15 protein-coding genes are annotated in these 16,142 nt (G+C 64.5%); 2 read left to right on the forward strand and 13 right to left on the reverse strand.

The genetic code is table 11. From position 1 onward, the window contains the following. Positions 1-37 precede the first annotated feature (37 nt). A complete protein-coding gene (locus tag SJI03_RS10185; protein WP_322427082.1) occupies positions 38-2,368 on the forward strand; it encodes a TonB-dependent receptor in 2,331 nt (776 codons plus the stop codon). Here SJI03_RS10185 and mdcH read toward each other — a convergent pair. Genes mdcH through mdcA form a run of 9 tightly spaced genes read right to left on the reverse strand, consistent with a single transcriptional unit; the run spans position 2,365 to position 9,645 of the window. Beyond that, entirely contained in the window at positions 2,365-3,303 is a 939-nt protein-coding gene (gene mdcH, locus SJI03_RS10190) for a malonate decarboxylase subunit epsilon (protein WP_322427083.1), read from the reverse strand. The genes SJI03_RS10185 and mdcH overlap by 4 nt on opposite strands. Next, positions 3,300-3,908 (reverse strand): malonate decarboxylase holo-ACP synthase, encoded by a 609-nt coding sequence (locus SJI03_RS10195; protein ID WP_322427084.1) that lies wholly within the window; start codon positions 3,906-3,908, stop codon positions 3,300-3,302. Before SJI03_RS10195 ends, mdcH begins: the two co-directional genes overlap by 4 nt. Further along, the gene (madM, locus tag SJI03_RS10200) at positions 3,908-4,672 is read right to left on the reverse strand and encodes a malonate transporter subunit MadM (RefSeq protein ID WP_322427085.1); all 765 of its coding nucleotides are present in this window, start codon (positions 4,670-4,672) and stop codon (positions 3,908-3,910) included. The genes SJI03_RS10195 and madM overlap by 1 nt, the downstream gene beginning before the upstream one ends. Then, complete coding sequence (gene madL, locus SJI03_RS10205; RefSeq protein WP_099376957.1) at positions 4,665-5,078, reverse strand: malonate transporter subunit MadL; 414 nt, start codon at positions 5,076-5,078, stop codon at positions 4,665-4,667. Before madL ends, madM begins: the two co-directional genes overlap by 8 nt. A gap of 54 nt (positions 5,079-5,132) precedes the next feature. Then, positions 5,133-5,945, reverse strand: coding sequence for a biotin-independent malonate decarboxylase subunit gamma (gene mdcE / locus SJI03_RS10210; protein WP_099403494.1), 813 nt, complete (start codon positions 5,943-5,945; stop codon positions 5,133-5,135). Beyond that, positions 5,942-6,796: a biotin-independent malonate decarboxylase subunit beta gene (locus SJI03_RS10215; protein ID WP_322427086.1), complete on the reverse strand. Its 855-nt coding sequence runs from the start codon at positions 6,794-6,796 to the stop codon at positions 5,942-5,944. Before SJI03_RS10215 ends, mdcE begins: the two co-directional genes overlap by 4 nt. After that, positions 6,793-7,101 carry a malonate decarboxylase subunit delta gene (locus SJI03_RS10220; protein ID WP_322427087.1) on the reverse strand — a complete coding sequence of 103 codons (309 nt, stop codon included), beginning with the start codon at positions 7,099-7,101 and terminating at the stop codon, positions 6,793-6,795. Before SJI03_RS10220 ends, SJI03_RS10215 begins: the two co-directional genes overlap by 4 nt. Next, positions 7,088-7,972: a triphosphoribosyl-dephospho-CoA synthase gene (locus SJI03_RS10225; RefSeq protein ID WP_416208740.1), complete on the reverse strand. Its 885-nt coding sequence runs from the start codon at positions 7,970-7,972 to the stop codon at positions 7,088-7,090. The genes SJI03_RS10220 and SJI03_RS10225 overlap by 14 nt, the downstream gene beginning before the upstream one ends. After that, on the reverse strand, positions 7,972-9,645 hold the full coding sequence (gene mdcA, locus SJI03_RS10230; RefSeq protein ID WP_322427089.1) for a malonate decarboxylase subunit alpha: 1,674 nt from the start codon (positions 9,643-9,645) through the stop codon (positions 7,972-7,974). Before mdcA ends, SJI03_RS10225 begins: the two co-directional genes overlap by 1 nt. A gap of 119 nt (positions 9,646-9,764) precedes the next feature. Here mdcA and SJI03_RS10235 point away from each other — a divergent pair, with 119 nt between their 5' ends. Next, positions 9,765-10,688 (forward strand): LysR family transcriptional regulator, encoded by a 924-nt coding sequence (locus SJI03_RS10235; RefSeq protein ID WP_322427090.1) that lies wholly within the window; start codon positions 9,765-9,767, stop codon positions 10,686-10,688. A gap of 40 nt (positions 10,689-10,728) precedes the next feature. On the opposite strand, the gene SJI03_RS10240 is transcribed toward SJI03_RS10235, so the two are convergent. The 4 genes from SJI03_RS10240 to SJI03_RS10255 form a co-directional block, all read right to left on the reverse strand. Beyond that, positions 10,729-11,088 (reverse strand): hypothetical protein, encoded by a 360-nt coding sequence (locus tag SJI03_RS10240; protein WP_322427091.1) that lies wholly within the window; start codon positions 11,086-11,088, stop codon positions 10,729-10,731. 98 nt (positions 11,089-11,186) lie between these two features. Next, positions 11,187-13,016, reverse strand: a complete 1,830-nt coding sequence (locus SJI03_RS10245; RefSeq protein WP_322427092.1) for a glycoside hydrolase family 15 protein — start codon at positions 13,014-13,016, stop codon at positions 11,187-11,189. Positions 13,017-13,019: 3 nt separating this feature from the next. Then, on the reverse strand, positions 13,020-13,781 hold the full coding sequence (gene otsB, locus SJI03_RS10250; RefSeq protein WP_322427093.1) for a trehalose-phosphatase: 762 nt from the start codon (positions 13,779-13,781) through the stop codon (positions 13,020-13,022). After that, positions 13,781-16,072 (reverse strand): trehalose-6-phosphate synthase, encoded by a 2,292-nt coding sequence (locus SJI03_RS10255; protein WP_322427094.1) that lies wholly within the window; start codon positions 16,070-16,072, stop codon positions 13,781-13,783. The genes otsB and SJI03_RS10255 overlap by 1 nt, the downstream gene beginning before the upstream one ends. Positions 16,073-16,142 lie beyond the last annotated feature (70 nt).

Consider the following 16,142-nt stretch of genomic DNA (forward strand, 5'->3'; position numbering starts at 1 on the left):
AGCGCCAGCACCCCATTCCGCCTTTTTAGAGAGTCCCATGCGCCATCACGTATTCGCAGCCGCCATGCTGTCCACTGCCCCGCTCGCTTACGCGGCAGACGACGTTACCCTGCAGACCATCAAAGTCCGGGCAGACAAGCCTTCCACCATCGACAGCGTCGTGCTGGTCGAGAATACGCAAGCCCAGAACAGGACCTTGGGCGGCATGCTCGAGCATGTCTCGGGCGTGCAAAGCAGCGCCTTCGGGCCAAATGCGGGCGCACCGGTGATACGCAGCCTGAGCGGCAGCCGCGTGCAGATTCTCGAAGATGGCCAGTCCATCCTCGGCATGAATGCGCTCAGCGGCGACATCAACATCCCGTTCGATCCCCTGTTTGCGCGCAGCGTCACCGTCAACAAATCGTCCGATAGCGTGCGTTTCGGCGGCAATGCGATTGGCGGCAGCGTCGACGTCGATTCCGGCCTCATTTCCAGGAAGATGGAAGACAAGCCGAAGGACCTGGAACTGATCCTGCGCAAGGGCTTCAACGATGCCGGCGCCCAGGGCTTGCGCATGAACTTCAACGATGGGAAGCACTTCTCGACCAACCTGCAGATGTCCTTCCAGAAGATCGGACACTACGATATTCCGGGCAACAGCAAGGCCAGCGTGTGCAACAGCCAGCTGTTTCCCTTGAAGGGCGGCGTGAATACCTTTCTGGCCGACAGTTGCCAGAAAGAAGCGAGGATCCAGCAAATCTACAACAAGGCTTCGCAACCGTTTATCGACCAGTTCATGACGGAAAATCCGGACTGGGCCGATGGTGATTTTTCCTTCTATACGAATCAGCCGACATCCGTCTGGCAGCGCAAGACCTACGTCAATCCGGCCAACCCCGCTTACGTGCCGGGTACGCCGTCGACGGCGCAAAACAAGATCAACAAGGACGTGACCCCCGATTACCACGGCACGCTGGGCAACAGCTACGCCAGCAATTCCCACTTTGCCGTCGGCAGCACCTACTTTTTCGATCGCGGCTACGTGGCCGTCAGCCTCGACACCAAGAATAGCGAGTATGGCGTGCCGGGCTTTTCCATGGAAAACAAGTCGTTCGGCGCGAACTATGATGAGGGACTGCCCGTCGGCGTGGTGATACAGCAGGATAAATATGCGCTGGAAGCCCATCTTCGCGATCCCCTTGCCTATCTTGAAAGCGCACAACTGCGCGTATCCCGCTTGAACAATGCGTCGGGAGAACGTCTCGGTACGGCCAAGGCGAATGACTACCAGTTCGACACCAATCAGGCCGAACTCCTGCTGGCGCACCGGCGCGCTGGGCCCTTGAGCGGCTTGCTTGGCCTCAGCCATCAATCCCGGGAAATCACCGGCAGCGGCCCGCAGCTTTACCTGCCCGATGCGAGCACGGTCAGCAATGCCTTGTTCGTGAAGGAAAGCCTGGACTTCGACTGGGCCACCTTCGATGCCGGCTTGCGCCATGAAAAAGTCGATCACGAGATCCGCAAGAGCGGCTTCAAGACGTCGAGGAATGCCAGCAATTCCAAACTCGAGGACAAGTCGTTCAGCCTGAACAGCTATAGCCTGGGGGCGTCGGCCAAACTTGGCCAGCTTTTCGGTGCAAAGCTGCGCTATGCCGCCTCCGAAAGAGCACCCGACGTCAATGAGTTGTATGCGAGCAACCGCCACTATTCGATCATGACCCAGGAAGAAGGCAACCAGGACTTGAAGGCCGAGCGCGCGCGGAATACCGAACTCACCGCCCTGTTCGGCAATCGCGGCTTTGCCATGTCGGCAACGGGCTACGTCATGAAGTACGAGAACTATCTCTACCTTGGTCACTCGGGTGCCCAGATGGCCAATCGCCTGCCCTTGAAATATTGGAAACAGACCGATACGACGGTCAGGGGATTCGAGATCGACGCCTCCCAGGTGATTCAGCTTGGCAGCTACGGCAAGGTGAACCTCTCCGCATTCGCCGACCTGGTCAAGAACAAGGCGGACAATCCCGACAAGCTGCGCGCGCACAACGACGGCGCATACCTGCCCAACATGCCCACCAACCGCTATGGCGCCAACGTGCTGTGGGAAAACCAGGGCTGGAAGGCCAGGCTGTCCAGCACCTGGTACGACAAGCAGAAATACCTGGGCAAGAGTGTCAGCGAGGAAGTGCCGCTCGATGGCTACACCATGGTGAACTTCCAGGTGAGCCGCGCACTGCAAGTGCCGAATTCACCGTTTGCAGGCCTCGACGTGTTCATCAGCGGCACCAACCTGCTCGATGACGATGCCCGGCCGCACAATTCTCCACTGAAATACATCGCGCCCTTGCCGGGCCGTGGCTTCCAGATTGGATTGAGCGCCAGGCTTTAAGGCACGGCGCCGTTGCGCTCCCGCTGTACCAGCGCCAGCAGGCTGTCGCCCCGGTTGCCTTCGCAGCAGATGGCCACGCCGTCCGTGAAGTCGGGCGCCGTCAGCCGCGTCAGGACGCTGCCGGGCGGCATTTCCAGTGCCAGCCGTGCGCCCCGCTCCCACGCCAGGCGCACGGTACTGCTCCACTCCACGCGCTGCGCCATGTTGGCGGCCAGGCTGTCGCGGATGCGGGCCGGGTCGAACAGCGCGCGCGCCGCGCTGCTGCTCAGGTAGACGAGCGATGGGCGGCGCACGACCACGCCCTCAATAGCGGCAGCCATGCCGTCCGCCGCGGCCTCCATCAACGGACAATGCGACGGCACGCTGACAACCAGGCGCTTGGCCTTGCCGGCGCCATGCGCCAGGGCCAGCGCCATCACGGCTTGCAGGGCGGCTTCGCTGCCGGCAATGGCGATCTGGCGCGGCGCATTCAGGTTGGCGACATACACGGGCGTGGCCGCACCATGCACTTGCGCCAGCAACGGTTCGAGTTGCGCCAGATCAAGCCCGATGATGGCCGCCATGCCGTAGCCGGTGGGATACGCCTGCTCCATCAGCTGTCCGCGCCGCGCCACCAGGCGCACGGCATCGGTGAAATCCAGCGCACCGGCGACGACGGCCGCCGCATATTCGCCGATGGAAAAGCCGGCCACCATGTCGGGCCGCGCGCCGCGCGCCACCAGCGAACGCGCCATCGCCACGCCAGCAATCAGCAAGCACAGTTGCACGGCCCGCGTCGACGCCAGCGCGGCAGCCGTGTCCAGCGCCAAGGGATCGTGGCCCAGCACGTCCGCCGCTTCCGCCAGGGCCGCCGCCACGACGCCATCATCCGGCAGCGCATGCAGCATGCCCGGAGTCTGGGCGCCCTGGCCGGGAAAGGTAAATAACACGCTCATGCAAGCTCCCATGGCGTGGCCGTCAGCACGGGACCGCGGTCCGTTTTCAGCAAGACCTTGGCCCGCCCCGCCGCCCACTCGGCATACGCAAAACCGCCAACGCCCGTGTCGATCTGCAGGTCCAGCCGACACGCCGTGACGGTCGCCGCGATGGCGCGCAGGGCCTCGGCCTGGTCGGCGTCCGGCGGCGCGGCGATGCGCAGCACGAGATCGAGGTCGCTGTCGGCGCGCAGCACGGGCAAGCTGCTCGCCAGCGCAAAGCCCACGCCGCCAGTCGGGCCCCAGGCCCAGCCAGTGGCGTCCAGCAGCGGCGCCACCTGCCGCAACGCGTCGAGCGCAGCGCAGGCAAATGCAGGCTCCGGCGCGTGCGCCAGCACTTCCGGCGTCATACGGCGCACGACGGCGGCGGCATCTACTTCGCACGCATGCCGCTCGCTGCGCAGCATGCCGCGCACGCCCACGGGAATGCGCCCGGGCGCCGTGCTGGCGCGCCGCACCACCACCGGTGCGGCCCGCAGCCACGCGGCGTCGGCCCAGGCGGGCAAGGATGCGTCGTCCGGCAAGCCGCCCAGCCACAGCAAATCATGCGCGCGCCAGGCTTCCATCAGGCGACCACCGCCTTGACGGCAAAGAACAGCAAGGACGGTCCCAGCAAGCAGCCCAGGCCCGTGTGAAAGGTGGCGACCAGCGCGCCATACGGCACCAGTTTGCGGTCGGTGGCGGCCAGGCCCGCCGAGACGCCGCTGACCGTGCCGGCCAGGCCGCCGAAGACCATGGCCGAACGCGGTGTTTTCAGGCGCAAAAAGCGCGCCGCGGCGGGCGTGCCGACCATCACCAGGATGGCCTTGATGAGGCCCGCCGCGATGCTCAGGGCCATGACGTCCGAGCTGGCGCCGATGGCCGCACCCGTGACGGGGCCGACGATGTACGTGACGGCGCCGGCGCCGATGGTGGTCATGCTGACGGCATCCGAATAGCCAAACGCGTACGCGACGCCGGCGCCGACGAGGAACGGCAGCACCACGCCCAGTATCAGCGCCACGACGCCGATCAGGCCCGCCTTGCGCGCTTCCGTCGCCTGCACTTCGAAGGCCGTGGCGACGATGGCAAAATCGCGCAGCATGGCGCCGCCCATCAGGCCGATGCCGCCGAACAGCGACAAATCGGCCAGGCCCTTGTGGCCGCCGCTATGCACGCCGCCCCAGTAAGCGAGGCCCAGGCCGATCACGATGGCAATGGCCGAACCGTGCACGCGGCCCAGGGTCAGATACTTCGACAGCGCCACCGACAGCAGCATGATCAGGCCGACAAAGGCGAAGGCCGTCACCAGGCCATTGTGGATGGCGGCTTTTTCAAAGAGCTCAAGCATGACGGTGCTCCTTCATCAACATCGACTCGGCTTCGGCGGCGGCGATGGCGGCCGGGCTTTCCATACGATTAATCAGCGAGATCACAGCGCCGCAAACGAGCACGGAACCGATGGCGGCCAGCACGGCCACCGGCCCGCCGCGCAGCGCCGCCACCACATCCTGCTGCGCCGCCATTGCCACCACCACGGGAATATACATGGCGCCCCAGTATTCAACGCCCCGTTCCGTCATCTGCGGCAGCCACGCGCGGCGCTGCATGTAGAGCCGGGCGCAGATCAATAGCAGCATGGCGATGCCCACGCCGCCCACGTTGGTCTTGACGCCCATCAGCTGCCCGAGCAGGTCGCCCAGGAAGATGCCGAGCAAGTGGCATAAGGCCAGCAATGCAGTTCCGTAAATGATCATGATTGTCTCCGTTATAGGAATAGGAATGACTTGGTGTCTTCTCTGTTGTTTCACCTACCACTGCTGCCCCAGCACCTCCCTGACTTTTGCCGACGCCTGGCGGTGCGGCGCGCCCAGGCGGCTGGACAGGTCGCGCTGCGGATCGGCGCGGATGTCACTAAGGGCCGCCTGCAGGCAGGCGTCGACGGCGGCCGTGTCCTGCGCCGACGGATCGTCCGGCTGCGCCACCTGCAAGGTTTGCCACAGCAGGCCCAGGGTGGCGTAGTTGCCAATGTCGTAGGCCATCGGCGCGATACTTGCGGCCAGCGCTTCGAGCGCCGCCACGGTGCGCAGGGTGATGCGCGCGGCCGAGGCCTTGCCCATCGCATGCACCATCACTTGCGGATCGTCGAGCGCGATCAGGCGGTTGGCCTGGTAGCCGTGCGCGAGGAAGGCGCCCGACATGGCCTTGCCGACGATCAGGCCGATCACGGGATGGCCAGCCAGGCGCGCCTCGGCATACGCCCCCGCCGCGCCGGCCAGCGCCTGGTGGATGCCGTACGCTTCCTCGCGCCGACCATACGCCTGGCTGGCCACGTCGATGACGGCGACGATGGGCCGTTTCACGGCCAGGTCACGGTCCTCAAGTACCACCTGCTGCACGGCGCGCGCCAGCTGCCACGCCTCGACCAGCCCGATTTCACCCGTGCGCGCACGCGTAAAACGGTTGTCCGGGTCGGGCAGCACGGCAAGGTAGCGCGCAGTTTCTCCGGCCAGCGGAGCGTCGACCACGCGCACGGAAGGCGGAAAACCGTCCAGCGGCGCAGCGTTATTCGTGAGTGCCGCCAGCCAGACGGCGCCCCGGCTCGTATCGGTGATGGCGTTCATGCTGCGACTCCTTTGCTGTAGATCAAACGGACGGCTTCCGGCGTGGCTTGCACACTGGCGTCGACGTCGGCCAGGCGCGTCAGGTAGCCTTCCGCCTGATCGCTGCGGTGCTGCGCCGGCACGCCGCGTGCGAACAATGCGGCCACGGTGGCGCGCATCTGCGCCGTGTCGTCTTCAACATAGGCGTCGGCCAGGCCGCTCTTGAAACGCTGCTCGCCGCCCGTCAGACTCCAGATGAACGGTTTGTTGCGCGAGTCGAATTCGTCCACGCCCGCCTCCTGCTCGATCACGGCCGGGCCGTTGAGACCCAGGCGCGCCTCTCGCGTGACGACCAGATAGCTGCACAAGCCAGCCGCGATCGACATGCCGCCGTAGCAGCCGACGGTGCCGGCCGTGACGCCGATCACGGGCTGGTAGCGGCGCAGGTCGACGATGGCGGCATGGATGTCGGCGATGGCAGCGAGGCCCAGGTTGGCTTCCTGCAGGCGCACGCCGCCTGTTTCGAACAGGATCACGGCCCGCGTCGGCACGCCCTGGCGGTTGTCACGCGCCGCCAGTTCCAGCGCGCCGGCGATTTTCGCGCCGCCCACCTCGCCCATGCTGCCGCCCTGATAGGCGCCTTCGATGGCCAGCACCACGGCCGGCTGGCCGTCAAACAGGCCCTTGGCCACCACCACGCCATCGTCAGCCTGCGCAGTGACACCTTGTTGCGGCAGCCAGGGCGAAGCGATGCCGCAGAACGGGTCGAGCAGTTCGCGCATGCTGCCAGCGTCCAGCAAGGCCCTGGCCCGGCTGCGCGCTCCGCGTTCGATGAAGCTGTCGCGCTCCAGCAGTTGTTGTAATGTGCTCATGCCGTCCTCCCCGCTTGCAATTCTTCGTAGGCTTGCTCGATGCGCATGCGCACCACGCCCGGCGTGGCGCCGCAATCGTTGATGACGATGCACGCCGCCGGCAGCGGCTCGCCGCCGAATACGCGCTGCAGGAGCGCATCCCACACGGCGCCCTTGCCATCGACGGAGGTGTTGACGACGATGCGGGTCACGCCATCGTCACCGGGCTGCAGCAGCACTTCCAGGTCGCCCGAGCCGACGACGCCGGCCAGGGCGCGGCTAGACGCCGGCGGCCCGGCCGGGAATGTATAGTCACGCGTTTCCATGCGCTTCTCCTTGTGTCAATCGGTCGAGGAACAGGGTGGCCGCCAGCAGATCGGCCGCGCCGCCCGGCGACACGCCGCGCGCCAGCGCCACCGCTTCCAGCGCCAGCAGCGCCTCGGTACCGGCGGCAGTGGCCGCGCCGCCGGCCGCCAGCACGCGCGCCGCCCCTGCCTGTAATGCCAGTAGGGCCGTCTCGCCGCCGCGCGACAGCACGCAGGTGTCATCGAGCTGACTGACTATCGCCAGCAAGGCGTTCAGGCGCGCCGTCGTCTCGTTGTCACCGCGTGCCCGCGAGGCGTGCAAGGCCGGCAATCCGGCGCCTGTCACCAGCGGAAAACCGGCGCGGGCCTGGCCCCGTGCGCCATTGACCTGGTACTGGCGGCACGCCAGCTCGCCCTTGTTGCCTGTCTCGCCAGGCGCGCCGCGGTCATGCAAACGCGCCAGCGCGCCGGCCCGCGCCGCCACGGCTGTTGGCGCCAGCGACGCGCCGCGCGCGCCCTGTTGCGCCGCCGCCGTCACCAGGAGTCCCAGCGCCCAGATGGCGCCCCGGTGCGTGTTCACGCCACCCGTGGCCGCCAGCATGAGCGCCTCGCCATCACGGCCGATGGCGCCGATGCGCTGGCGCAGCAGATCGTCATCTTCACTCTGCGCGCCAGCGTCGGCCATGGCGGCAAACACGGGCTGCAGCACGCAGGCCGAATGGCACATCAGGGCCCAGTTCAAGTCCGTGTGGGCGCCACGGCTGCGCAAATCAACCAGGCCGGGTTTCGGTGTCAGGGTCACTTCATCGAGCAGCGCCTGCAGCACTTGCCGTCCCAGCGCGGCAGAACGTATCTGCACTGGCCTTATCATCATTGTGCTCATTGCAATCATTACCAGCTCCTGAATTTGGCGGGTGGTTGATACAGGCCGTCGGACCATTCGACCAGGTCGGCGATGCTTTTCGCCGCCAGCAGCGAGCGGTTCGCAGCGCCGCGCTGCACGCCGATATCCTCGGGCAGCGCGATCAGGCCATCGGCGCGCAATTTCGCTGTCGTCTTCGGGTCGTGGCGCAGGCCGATGGGCGTCACACCGGCGACTGCCGCCAGCATGGCCTTGCGCTCTTCGAGCGAGCGGGCCTTGTACAGGTAGGCGATGCCCTCTTCCGTCAGCACGTGGGTGACGTCGTCGCCATAAATCATCACGGGCGCCAGCGGCATGCCGCTGGCCTGGCCCACTGCGACGGCGTCGAGCGATTCGACGATCGTCGGCTGGCCGCCATCCTGGAACGTCTCGACCATCTGCACCACCAGCTTCTTGCCGCGCGCCAGCGGGTCGTCCGTCTCGATCAGGTCCAGCCAGGCCGGCGTCGGATGGCGTCGGCCGTGCGGATCGTGGCCCATATTGGGCGCGCCGCCAAAACCCGCCAGTCGGCCATTCGTCACGGTCGACGAGTTGCCCAGGCCATCCATCTGCAGGGTGGCGCCGATGAACAGGTCGACCGCGTACTGGCCCGCCAGCTGGCACAGGGCGCGGTTCGAACGCATCGAACCGTCGCGGCCCGTAAAGAACACGTCGGGACGCGCGGCCGCATAGCCTTCCATGCCCAGCTCCGCGCCGAAGCAGTGCACGCTCTCGACCCAGCCCGTCTCGATGGCGGGGATCAGGGTCGGATGCGGGTTGAGCACCCAGTTGCGGCAAATCTTGCCCTTCAAGCCCAGCTGCTCGCCATAGGTGGGCAAAATCAGCTCGATGGCGGCCGTATTGAAGCCGATGCCGTGATTGAGCGACTGCACCTGGTGTTTTTCATACACGCCGCGGATCGCCATCATGGCCATCAGCACGTGCACGGGCTTGATCACGCGCGGGTCGCGGGTAAACAGCGGCTCGATGAAAAATGGTTTGTCGGACTGCACGACGAAATCGATCCACGAGCCGGGCACGTCGACCCGCGGCAAGTCGCTGACATCGTCGACGATCTGGTTCACCTGGGCGATGACGATGCCGTCGCGGAAGGCGGCCGATTCCACCAGAGTCGGCGTGTCCTCGGTGCTGGGACCCGTGTACAGATTGCCCTGGCGGTCGGCCATGTAGCCCGCCACCATGACGACGTTGGGCGTGAGGTCGACGAACAGGCGCGCATACAGCTCGATATACGTGTGGATGGCGCCCACTTCCAGCAAGCCATCCTGCAGAAACTGGGCGATGCGCAGGCTTTGCGTGCCGGCAAACGAAAAATCGAGCTTGCGGGCGATACCCCGCTCGAACAGGTCCAGGTGTTCGGGCAGGCTGACGCTGGGCATGATCAGGTGCAGATGGTGGATCTTGTCGGGGTTGACCTGGGTCAACATGCGGGCGAGGAAATCGGCCTGCTTCTGGTTATTGCCTTCGAGGACGACGCGGTCGCCCGGCGCAAGCAAGGCTTCCAGCACGGCGACCATGTCGCCCTGTTGCAGAACGGGGCCACTGGCGTACTGGCGCACGGCTTCCAGGCGGCGGCGCTTCTCGGTGCGCCGCGTGTCCCATTGTTTTTGCCGCTGCCCTGGCGCTGCTGTGGCGGTTGACATCTTGCCTCCGAATTGAGCTATCGAAGCCTGACGATAGAGCGAAAACGCAGCCGCGACAATCAACCTGCTACCATGTTCATTACCCTGAAGTTAATGAACTCACGATAATTACGGTGATCATGGCCATCAACGAAGAAATCACGCTGAAAAAGCTGGAAGTGTTTCTCAGCTTTATGGAATTGAACAACCTGGCCCGCGTGGCCGATGCGCTGGGCCAGAGCACGGTTAGCGTGCACCGCGCCCTGCACTCGCTGGAAGACGGCTTGCGCTGTCCCCTGTTCAAGCGCGAGGGGCGCAGCCTGATCCCGCTGCATGCGGCCTACACTTTTGCCGAATCGGCGCGGCGCGCGCTGGCCGAGTGCGAGGAAGGCGTGCGCAAGGTGCGCGAAATGTCAGGCATCAATCCCGTGCGGCTGAAGATCGGCTCACTGTATTCATTGACCCTCCACTGCATCCCGCAACTCGTGATCGCCCTGAAACTGCGCCGGCCCGGTCTTGACATCGACCTGACCCTGGGATCGAACCGCGAACTGCTGCAAAGCCTCGCCGATGGACGTTTGGACGCCATCATCGTCGGCGTGCAGGAAGAAGAGCAGCACGCGGGCCTCGTGGCCGTGCCCCTGTTCCAGGACGACGTCTACCTGGCCGCGCCGCTAGACTCGCCCTATGCGGGGGCCGCATCGGTGGACTTGCAGCAGCTGCGCAACGATAAATTCGTCACCCTCAACGAGGGTTTCGTCACCTCGCAAAGCTTCAACCACGCGTTTGACCTGGCGGGATTCGTGCCCGACACGGCCATGCGGGTCGGCGACATCTTCTCGCTGATCAACCTCGTCAGCGGCGGCATCGGCTACAGCCTGCTGCCCGGCCGCGTGCGCGCCTTCAGCTCGCGCATCGAACTGATCCCGCTGGACGCGCGCTACGGCTCGCACCAGCAAATCACCCTGCTGATGCTGAGCAGCCGCGAGCGCGACCCGAATCTGCTGGCGCTGGCGGCGGAGTGCCGCCTGTATGGACGTGGCGAGCGCGCAACTGGCAGCTGAAATGGCGTCGCAGAAGCGCCGCGACCATGCCTGTATCAACTCAAGTTGGAAAATCTCCGCGCATATAGGTTTTCCAGAGATTGTCGATAAAGTCGATCTCGACTTTATTCTGGCATGCCTGCGCAATCAGACCCATATCGTCCGACACATAGCCAGCAAGGTCGGAATTTTCAGTGACTTGATATACTTTCTTGAATGCTACCTCCCTGATCTCCTTCACCAGGGCGCCTTCAGCTGGACAAGATGAGGTCACTTTTTCGTAGCTGGCACACCATGCGCCGTCAAACTCAACAGAATCCCTGGTGCACAATGCAGCATCCCAGTCAGTATCTTTCTGGAAAATAGTCTCAAGAAAAATGCTGTCATTTATTGTCGCTAAAATGTCGTTTTCGGTCGTCATCTCGATATTTCGTATTGATCAGTGTGGATGCCATTCGGCATTTCGTATTCCTGCGCACCAAGGCGGGTGATGACCTGGCGCGTAATGACACGGTACGATTAAATCGCGCTATCCCAAGGCGCCGACAAGCGCACGGCGCAGTTGATGAGGCCCACCATCGAATACGTCTGCGGGAAATTGCCCCACATTTCGCCCGTCACGGGATGCGTATCTTCCGACAGCAAGCCCAGGTGGTTGCGCGCCATTAACATTGTTTCGAAGATTTGGCGTGCTTCGTCTTTCCTGCCGATGCGCGCCAGCGCGTCGATGCGCCAGAAGGTGCAGATGTTGAAGGCGGTCTCGGGCTTGCCGAAGTCGTCGGGGGCTTCGTAGCGGCGCATGTAGGGGCCGTCGCATAGCGATGCTTCCAGCGCGTCGACTGTCGCGATGAAACGGGGATCCATGGGGTCGATGAAGTTGACTTCCGCCATCAGCAGGACGGACGCGTCGAGGTCGCGCCCGCCCAGGCTTTCGGCAAAGGCCTGGCGCTCTTCGCTCCACGCTTCGCGCAAGAGGCGCTCGCGGATCAGCACGGCGCGGCTGTTCCAGTGGTCGGCGCGGTCCGGCAAGCCCAGTTTATGCGCGACTTTCGCCAGGCGGTCGCAGGCGGCCCAGCTCATCAGCATGGACGAGGTGTGGACTCTTGCCCGCGTGCGCAACTCCCACATGCCCGCGTCCGGTTCCGCGTGCAATCTGAAGGCCTGATCGCCCACGGCTTCCAGTGCGGCAAACTCGGCCTTGCCGGCCCGGTGGAACAGGCGGTGGTCAAGAAACGCTTGCGCCGCGCCCAGGACGATGTTGCCGTAGACATCGTGCTGGAAATGTTCCTGCGCCTGGTTGCCCACGCGCACGGGGCCGTTGCCGCGGTAGCCGGGCAAATGGTCGAGCGTCGATTCCGGCAACTGCTCTTCCAGGCCAATGCCGTACAAGGGCTGGATGTGGCCGCCCTTCGAGCGGGCGACGATATTCGTCAGCCAGCGCAAATACTCTTCCATCGTGCCCACCTCGGACAAACTATTGAGTGCGCGCACGACAAAGAAGGCGTCGCGCAGCCAGCAATAGCGGTAATCCCAGTTGCGGCTGCTGCCGGGCGCTTCAGGGATGCTCGTCGTCATGGCAGCGATGATGGCGCCCGTGTCTTCATATAAAGACAGTTTTAACGTGATGGCCGCGCGGATGACCACGTCCTGCCATTCCAGCGGCACGGCCAGGCGACGCGTGTAGGTGCGCCAATAATTGATGGTTTCCTTTTCGAAGATGCGCGCCGTCTCGTCGATGCCGCCGGCCAGGGTTTCATCGGGGCCCAGCAGGAAGTTGGCGGTGCCGCCCAGCACGAAATACGTTTCGCTCAGCACATAGTTGAGCGACACATCGGTGTTCAGGCGCAAGGTCTGTTCCGGCCCCACGTAGCGGATGTGGTGGCTGCCCTGCGTGATCTGCGGCGCCAGCTTGCCCCAGTCGTAGCGGGGGCGCAGGCGCACCCGGATGCGCACGGCGTGGTCGAGCGGGCGCACGCGGCGGATCAGCATCAGCGGGCGGAACATGCGGTCGCGGCTGAGGAATCGGGGCGCGAAATCCGTGATTTCCACGCCCCGTCCATCCGTATCGTACAGGCGCGTGCGCAGCACAGCCGTGTTCGGCTCGTAGAATTGCTCGCTGCGGGCAAAGTTTTCAATGTCGATGGCCCACACGCTGCCGTTTTCCGTGGCGTCCAGCAGGCCGTTGAAGACCGGGTCGCCATCGAAACGGGGCAGGCACGACCAGACGACCTGCCCTGCCTGGTCGATCAGGGCGCTGAAGGCGCAATTGCCCACCACGCCGCAGTTGAGGGATGCTTGCGCGGGCACGCCGCCGGGGGTGTCAGAAGCTTGTTCAGTGGATATGGTCATCGGCTACTCCTTGAAAGGGGATACGGACGCGGCCAGCAGCGCGGCGCGCAAGGCGCGCGGGCTGGCCAGGCGCAGGGTGGCGGCGCTGGGGCCGCTGCCCACTTTCACGCCCAGCCCGCCTGCTTGTTGAACAAAGGCAAAGCCTGCCTCGTCGGTGGTGTCGTCACCCGCGAACACGGGCCGGCAACCGGCGAATGGCGCCTCACGCATGAAGGCAGCGATGGCGCCGCCCTTGTCAGTGGCGGCCGGCTTGGCTTCCAGGACCATTTTGCCATGCAACAGCATTACCCCCGGGCACGCTTGCACGGCCGCCGTCATTTCGTGCACGCACAATTGCTCGAGTTCGGGCGCCAGCCGGTAATGCAGGGCCACGGCGCCGCGCTTGTGTTCCACCAGCAAGCCGGGATATATCGCCGCCAGCGCCCGGGCGCGGGCCAGCACGGGCGACACGTCGGGCGTGGCCGCCACATGCAGCGCGCCATCGGCGCCGCGCCGCTCCACGCCGTGCACGCCGGCAACCGGCAAGGTCAAGGGCGCCAGCATGGCGTCGATCTGGGTGATGGGACGGCCGGAAATGAGGGCCAGCGCGCCGCCGTGACGCTCGGCCAGCAGCGCCAGCGCTTCGACCACGCCTCCTTCCAGGCGCACGCCATCGGGCGTGGGCGCCAGGTCGACGAGGGTGCCGTCAAAGTCGAGGAAGACGGCGCTGCCGGGAGCGGCCAGCAGTTGCAACAGGGCCGCGCTATCGTCAGGGAATTCTGCCATCAGATCATCCCCTTGCGCCGCTTGATGCGGCTGTGGGCGTCGATCTTGGTCATGACCTTGTCGCGCTGACGCAAACGGGCCGCGTCCAGCAGCATGCGCCCGGCCCAGCGGTAGACATTGAAATGTTTGACTCGCGCCCGCATGCTTTTCATGCGCTCGCGCTGTTCCACGGGCGGCATCACGAGGGCGCGGTACAGGGCGTCGGCGCCCTGCTCGATGTGGTAGGGGTTGATGATCAGCGCTTCATGCAGCTCGCGCGCGGCGCCCGTGAATTGACTTAGAACAAGTACGCCCAGCTCGTCGTCGCGGGCGGCGATGAATTCCTTGGCCACCAGATTCATGCCGTCATGCAAACTTGTCACCATGCACACCTCGGAAGCGCGGAAATAGCGCTGCAAATCGTCCTGGCCATGGTGCTCCGCTTTCAACAGGATGGGCACATAGTCTCCGCTGCCGAAACGGCGGTTGATGCGCTCGACCATCTTGCGCACCCGGGCGTCGAAACTTTGGTATTCATCGAGCGAAGCGCGGCTGGGGGCGGCAATTTGCACGAAGGTAAAATTGCCCACCATGCCAGGCTGCTGTTCCAGCATGCGCTCGACGGCCTGGAAGCGCTCGACGATGCCTTTCGTGTAGTCAAGGCGGTCCACGCCGATGCCCAGCAAGTGGTCGGGCGCCACACCCAGCTCGTTGCGAATTTGCGCGCGGCACGTGGCCACGTCCGGCTGCGCCGGATTGTCTTCCGGCCAGGCGATGGAAATCGGGTAATCCTCGACTTGCGTCATCTCTCCGCCATAGGAAATGGTCGACGCTTCCGGCTCGATGCGGGTTTCCAGGTAGCGGTCCACCGTTTCCAGGAAATTCTTGCGGTGGAATGGAGTGTGGAAACCGAGGATGGTGCTGCCCAGCAAGCCGTCGAGGATTTCCTCGCGCCATGGGCAAATGCCGAACGATTCCGAGTTTGGCCAGGGGATATGCCAGAAAGTAATAATCGTCGCCTTCGGCAAGGCTTCGCGCACCATGCGCGGCAACAAGGCAAAGTGGTAATCCTGCACCAGCACGACGGGGTTGTCCGTCTTCGCCTCGGCGATCACGGCGTCGGCGAAGCGGCGGTTGACTTTGACATACTGCTCCCAGTCGGACGAGCGGAACACGGGGCGCACGTGGGCGATATGGCACAGCGGCCACATGCCTTCATTGGCGAAACCATAATAGTAGCCCTGCTCTTCCTCGTCCGTCAGCCACACGCGGCGCAAGGTATAGCTGGGGTTGTCGGGCGGCACGGGCACGTGGTCGAGTTTATCGACCGTCTCGCGGTCGGCGGAACCGGCCCCATGCGCGATCCATGTGCCGGAACAGGCGCGCATCACGGCTTCCACGGCAGTCACCAAGCCGCTGGCCGGGCGCTGCACGGTGATGCCGGCCCCTGTTTTCGTGTGGATATACGGTTCGCGGTTCGACACGACGAGCACCTGATCGCCCTGCAAGTCCGCTTCCAGCAAGGCGCGCAGCTTGTCCGGCGTCCAGTCGGACGACCAGCCGTTATCGCCCTGGCGCTCCAAATGATATTCCTGCAGCAATTCGCGCAAGTCGCCGATCAGCGGCTGCATTTCCGGCGGCGGCGCGGGCGCTGCGGCAGGTGCATCGGCAGCCTGGACGGCCGCGACGCTGCGCGGCATCAGTTCGCCCCGCAAGATATCTTTCACGGCCGACAACCAGCCGCGCCAGCTCAGGTGCGCCACGAACACGGTCATCAGGGAAATCAGCACGGCCAGCACGGCCAGGAAGGCAAAGATGAAGCGTTTGGTATCCGTATTGCGGCGTTCGACAAAGCTCATGTCCTGCACCAGCACCAGGCGTCCCAGCTGGGACGCATCCTGCATCACGGGCGTTTCGCTGAGATGGACTTGCCCTTGCGGCAATTGCGCCAGGGATTTGTACAGGCCGCCCGTGGGAGGCGTGCTCCAGCAGCCGATGGAGGCCGGGTATTGCGCGGATTGGTACAGCAAGTGGCCCGCGTTGTCGCAAAAGCCGATGGCGATCAGGCGTTCGTCACGCGTGGCGCCCTGGAACAGTTCGCTGATGCGGGTGGCGTCTTGCGCGGGCAGGTATTCGGTGAGCGAGGGCCGGAGGGTTCCAGCGAGCAATTCGGCCCGGCTGTCGAGGTCGCGCACATACCAGCGCAGGGTGATATTGTCGAGCAGGGGTACCACGATATAAGCAAACAATCCCAGCACCAGGGCCAGTGGCAGGATGAAGCGCAAGGACATTCGGAGTGATCGTACTATCATCGTTTTCCTTTGCAAAAACAAAAAGCATGGCAAGTATGACTATGTTTCCACTACGGCGACGCCCGTTTGC

The organism is Janthinobacterium sp. GMG1, from assembly GCF_034427795.1.
Taxonomy (GTDB): domain Bacteria; phylum Pseudomonadota; class Gammaproteobacteria; order Burkholderiales; family Burkholderiaceae_D; genus Janthinobacterium.

Coding starts and splice junctions, on each gene's coding strand:
- SJI03_RS10185 (WP_322427082.1), top strand. CDS start 38: ATGCGCCATCACGTATTCGCAGCCGCCATGCTGTCCACTGCCCCGCTC.
- mdcH (WP_322427083.1), bottom strand. CDS start 3,303: ATGAGCGTGTTATTTACCTTTCCCGGCCAGGGCGCCCAGACTCCGGGC.
- SJI03_RS10195 (WP_322427084.1), bottom strand. CDS start 3,908: ATGGAAGCCTGGCGCGCGCATGATTTGCTGTGGCTGGGCGGCTTGCCG.
- madM (WP_322427085.1), bottom strand. CDS start 4,672: ATGCTTGAGCTCTTTGAAAAAGCCGCCATCCACAATGGCCTGGTGACG.
- madL (WP_099376957.1), bottom strand. CDS start 5,078: ATGATCATTTACGGAACTGCATTGCTGGCCTTATGCCACTTGCTCGGC.
- mdcE (WP_099403494.1), bottom strand. CDS start 5,945: ATGAACGCCATCACCGATACGAGCCGGGGCGCCGTCTGGCTGGCGGCA.
- SJI03_RS10215 (WP_322427086.1), bottom strand. CDS start 6,796: ATGAGCACATTACAACAACTGCTGGAGCGCGACAGCTTCATCGAACGC.
- SJI03_RS10220 (WP_322427087.1), bottom strand. CDS start 7,101: ATGGAAACGCGTGACTATACATTCCCGGCCGGGCCGCCGGCGTCTAGC.
- SJI03_RS10225 (WP_416208740.1), bottom strand. CDS start 7,972: ATGATTGCAATGAGCACAATGATGATAAGGCCAGTGCAGATACGTTCT.
- mdcA (WP_322427089.1), bottom strand. CDS start 9,645: ATGTCAACCGCCACAGCAGCGCCAGGGCAGCGGCAAAAACAATGGGAC.
- SJI03_RS10235 (WP_322427090.1), top strand. CDS start 9,765: ATGGCCATCAACGAAGAAATCACGCTGAAAAAGCTGGAAGTGTTTCTC.
- SJI03_RS10240 (WP_322427091.1), bottom strand. CDS start 11,088: ATGACGACCGAAAACGACATTTTAGCGACAATAAATGACAGCATTTTT.
- SJI03_RS10245 (WP_322427092.1), bottom strand. CDS start 13,016: ATGACCATATCCACTGAACAAGCTTCTGACACCCCCGGCGGCGTGCCC.
- otsB (WP_322427093.1), bottom strand. CDS start 13,781: ATGGCAGAATTCCCTGACGATAGCGCGGCCCTGTTGCAACTGCTGGCC.
- SJI03_RS10255 (WP_322427094.1), bottom strand. CDS start 16,072: ATGATAGTACGATCACTCCGAATGTCCTTGCGCTTCATCCTGCCACTG.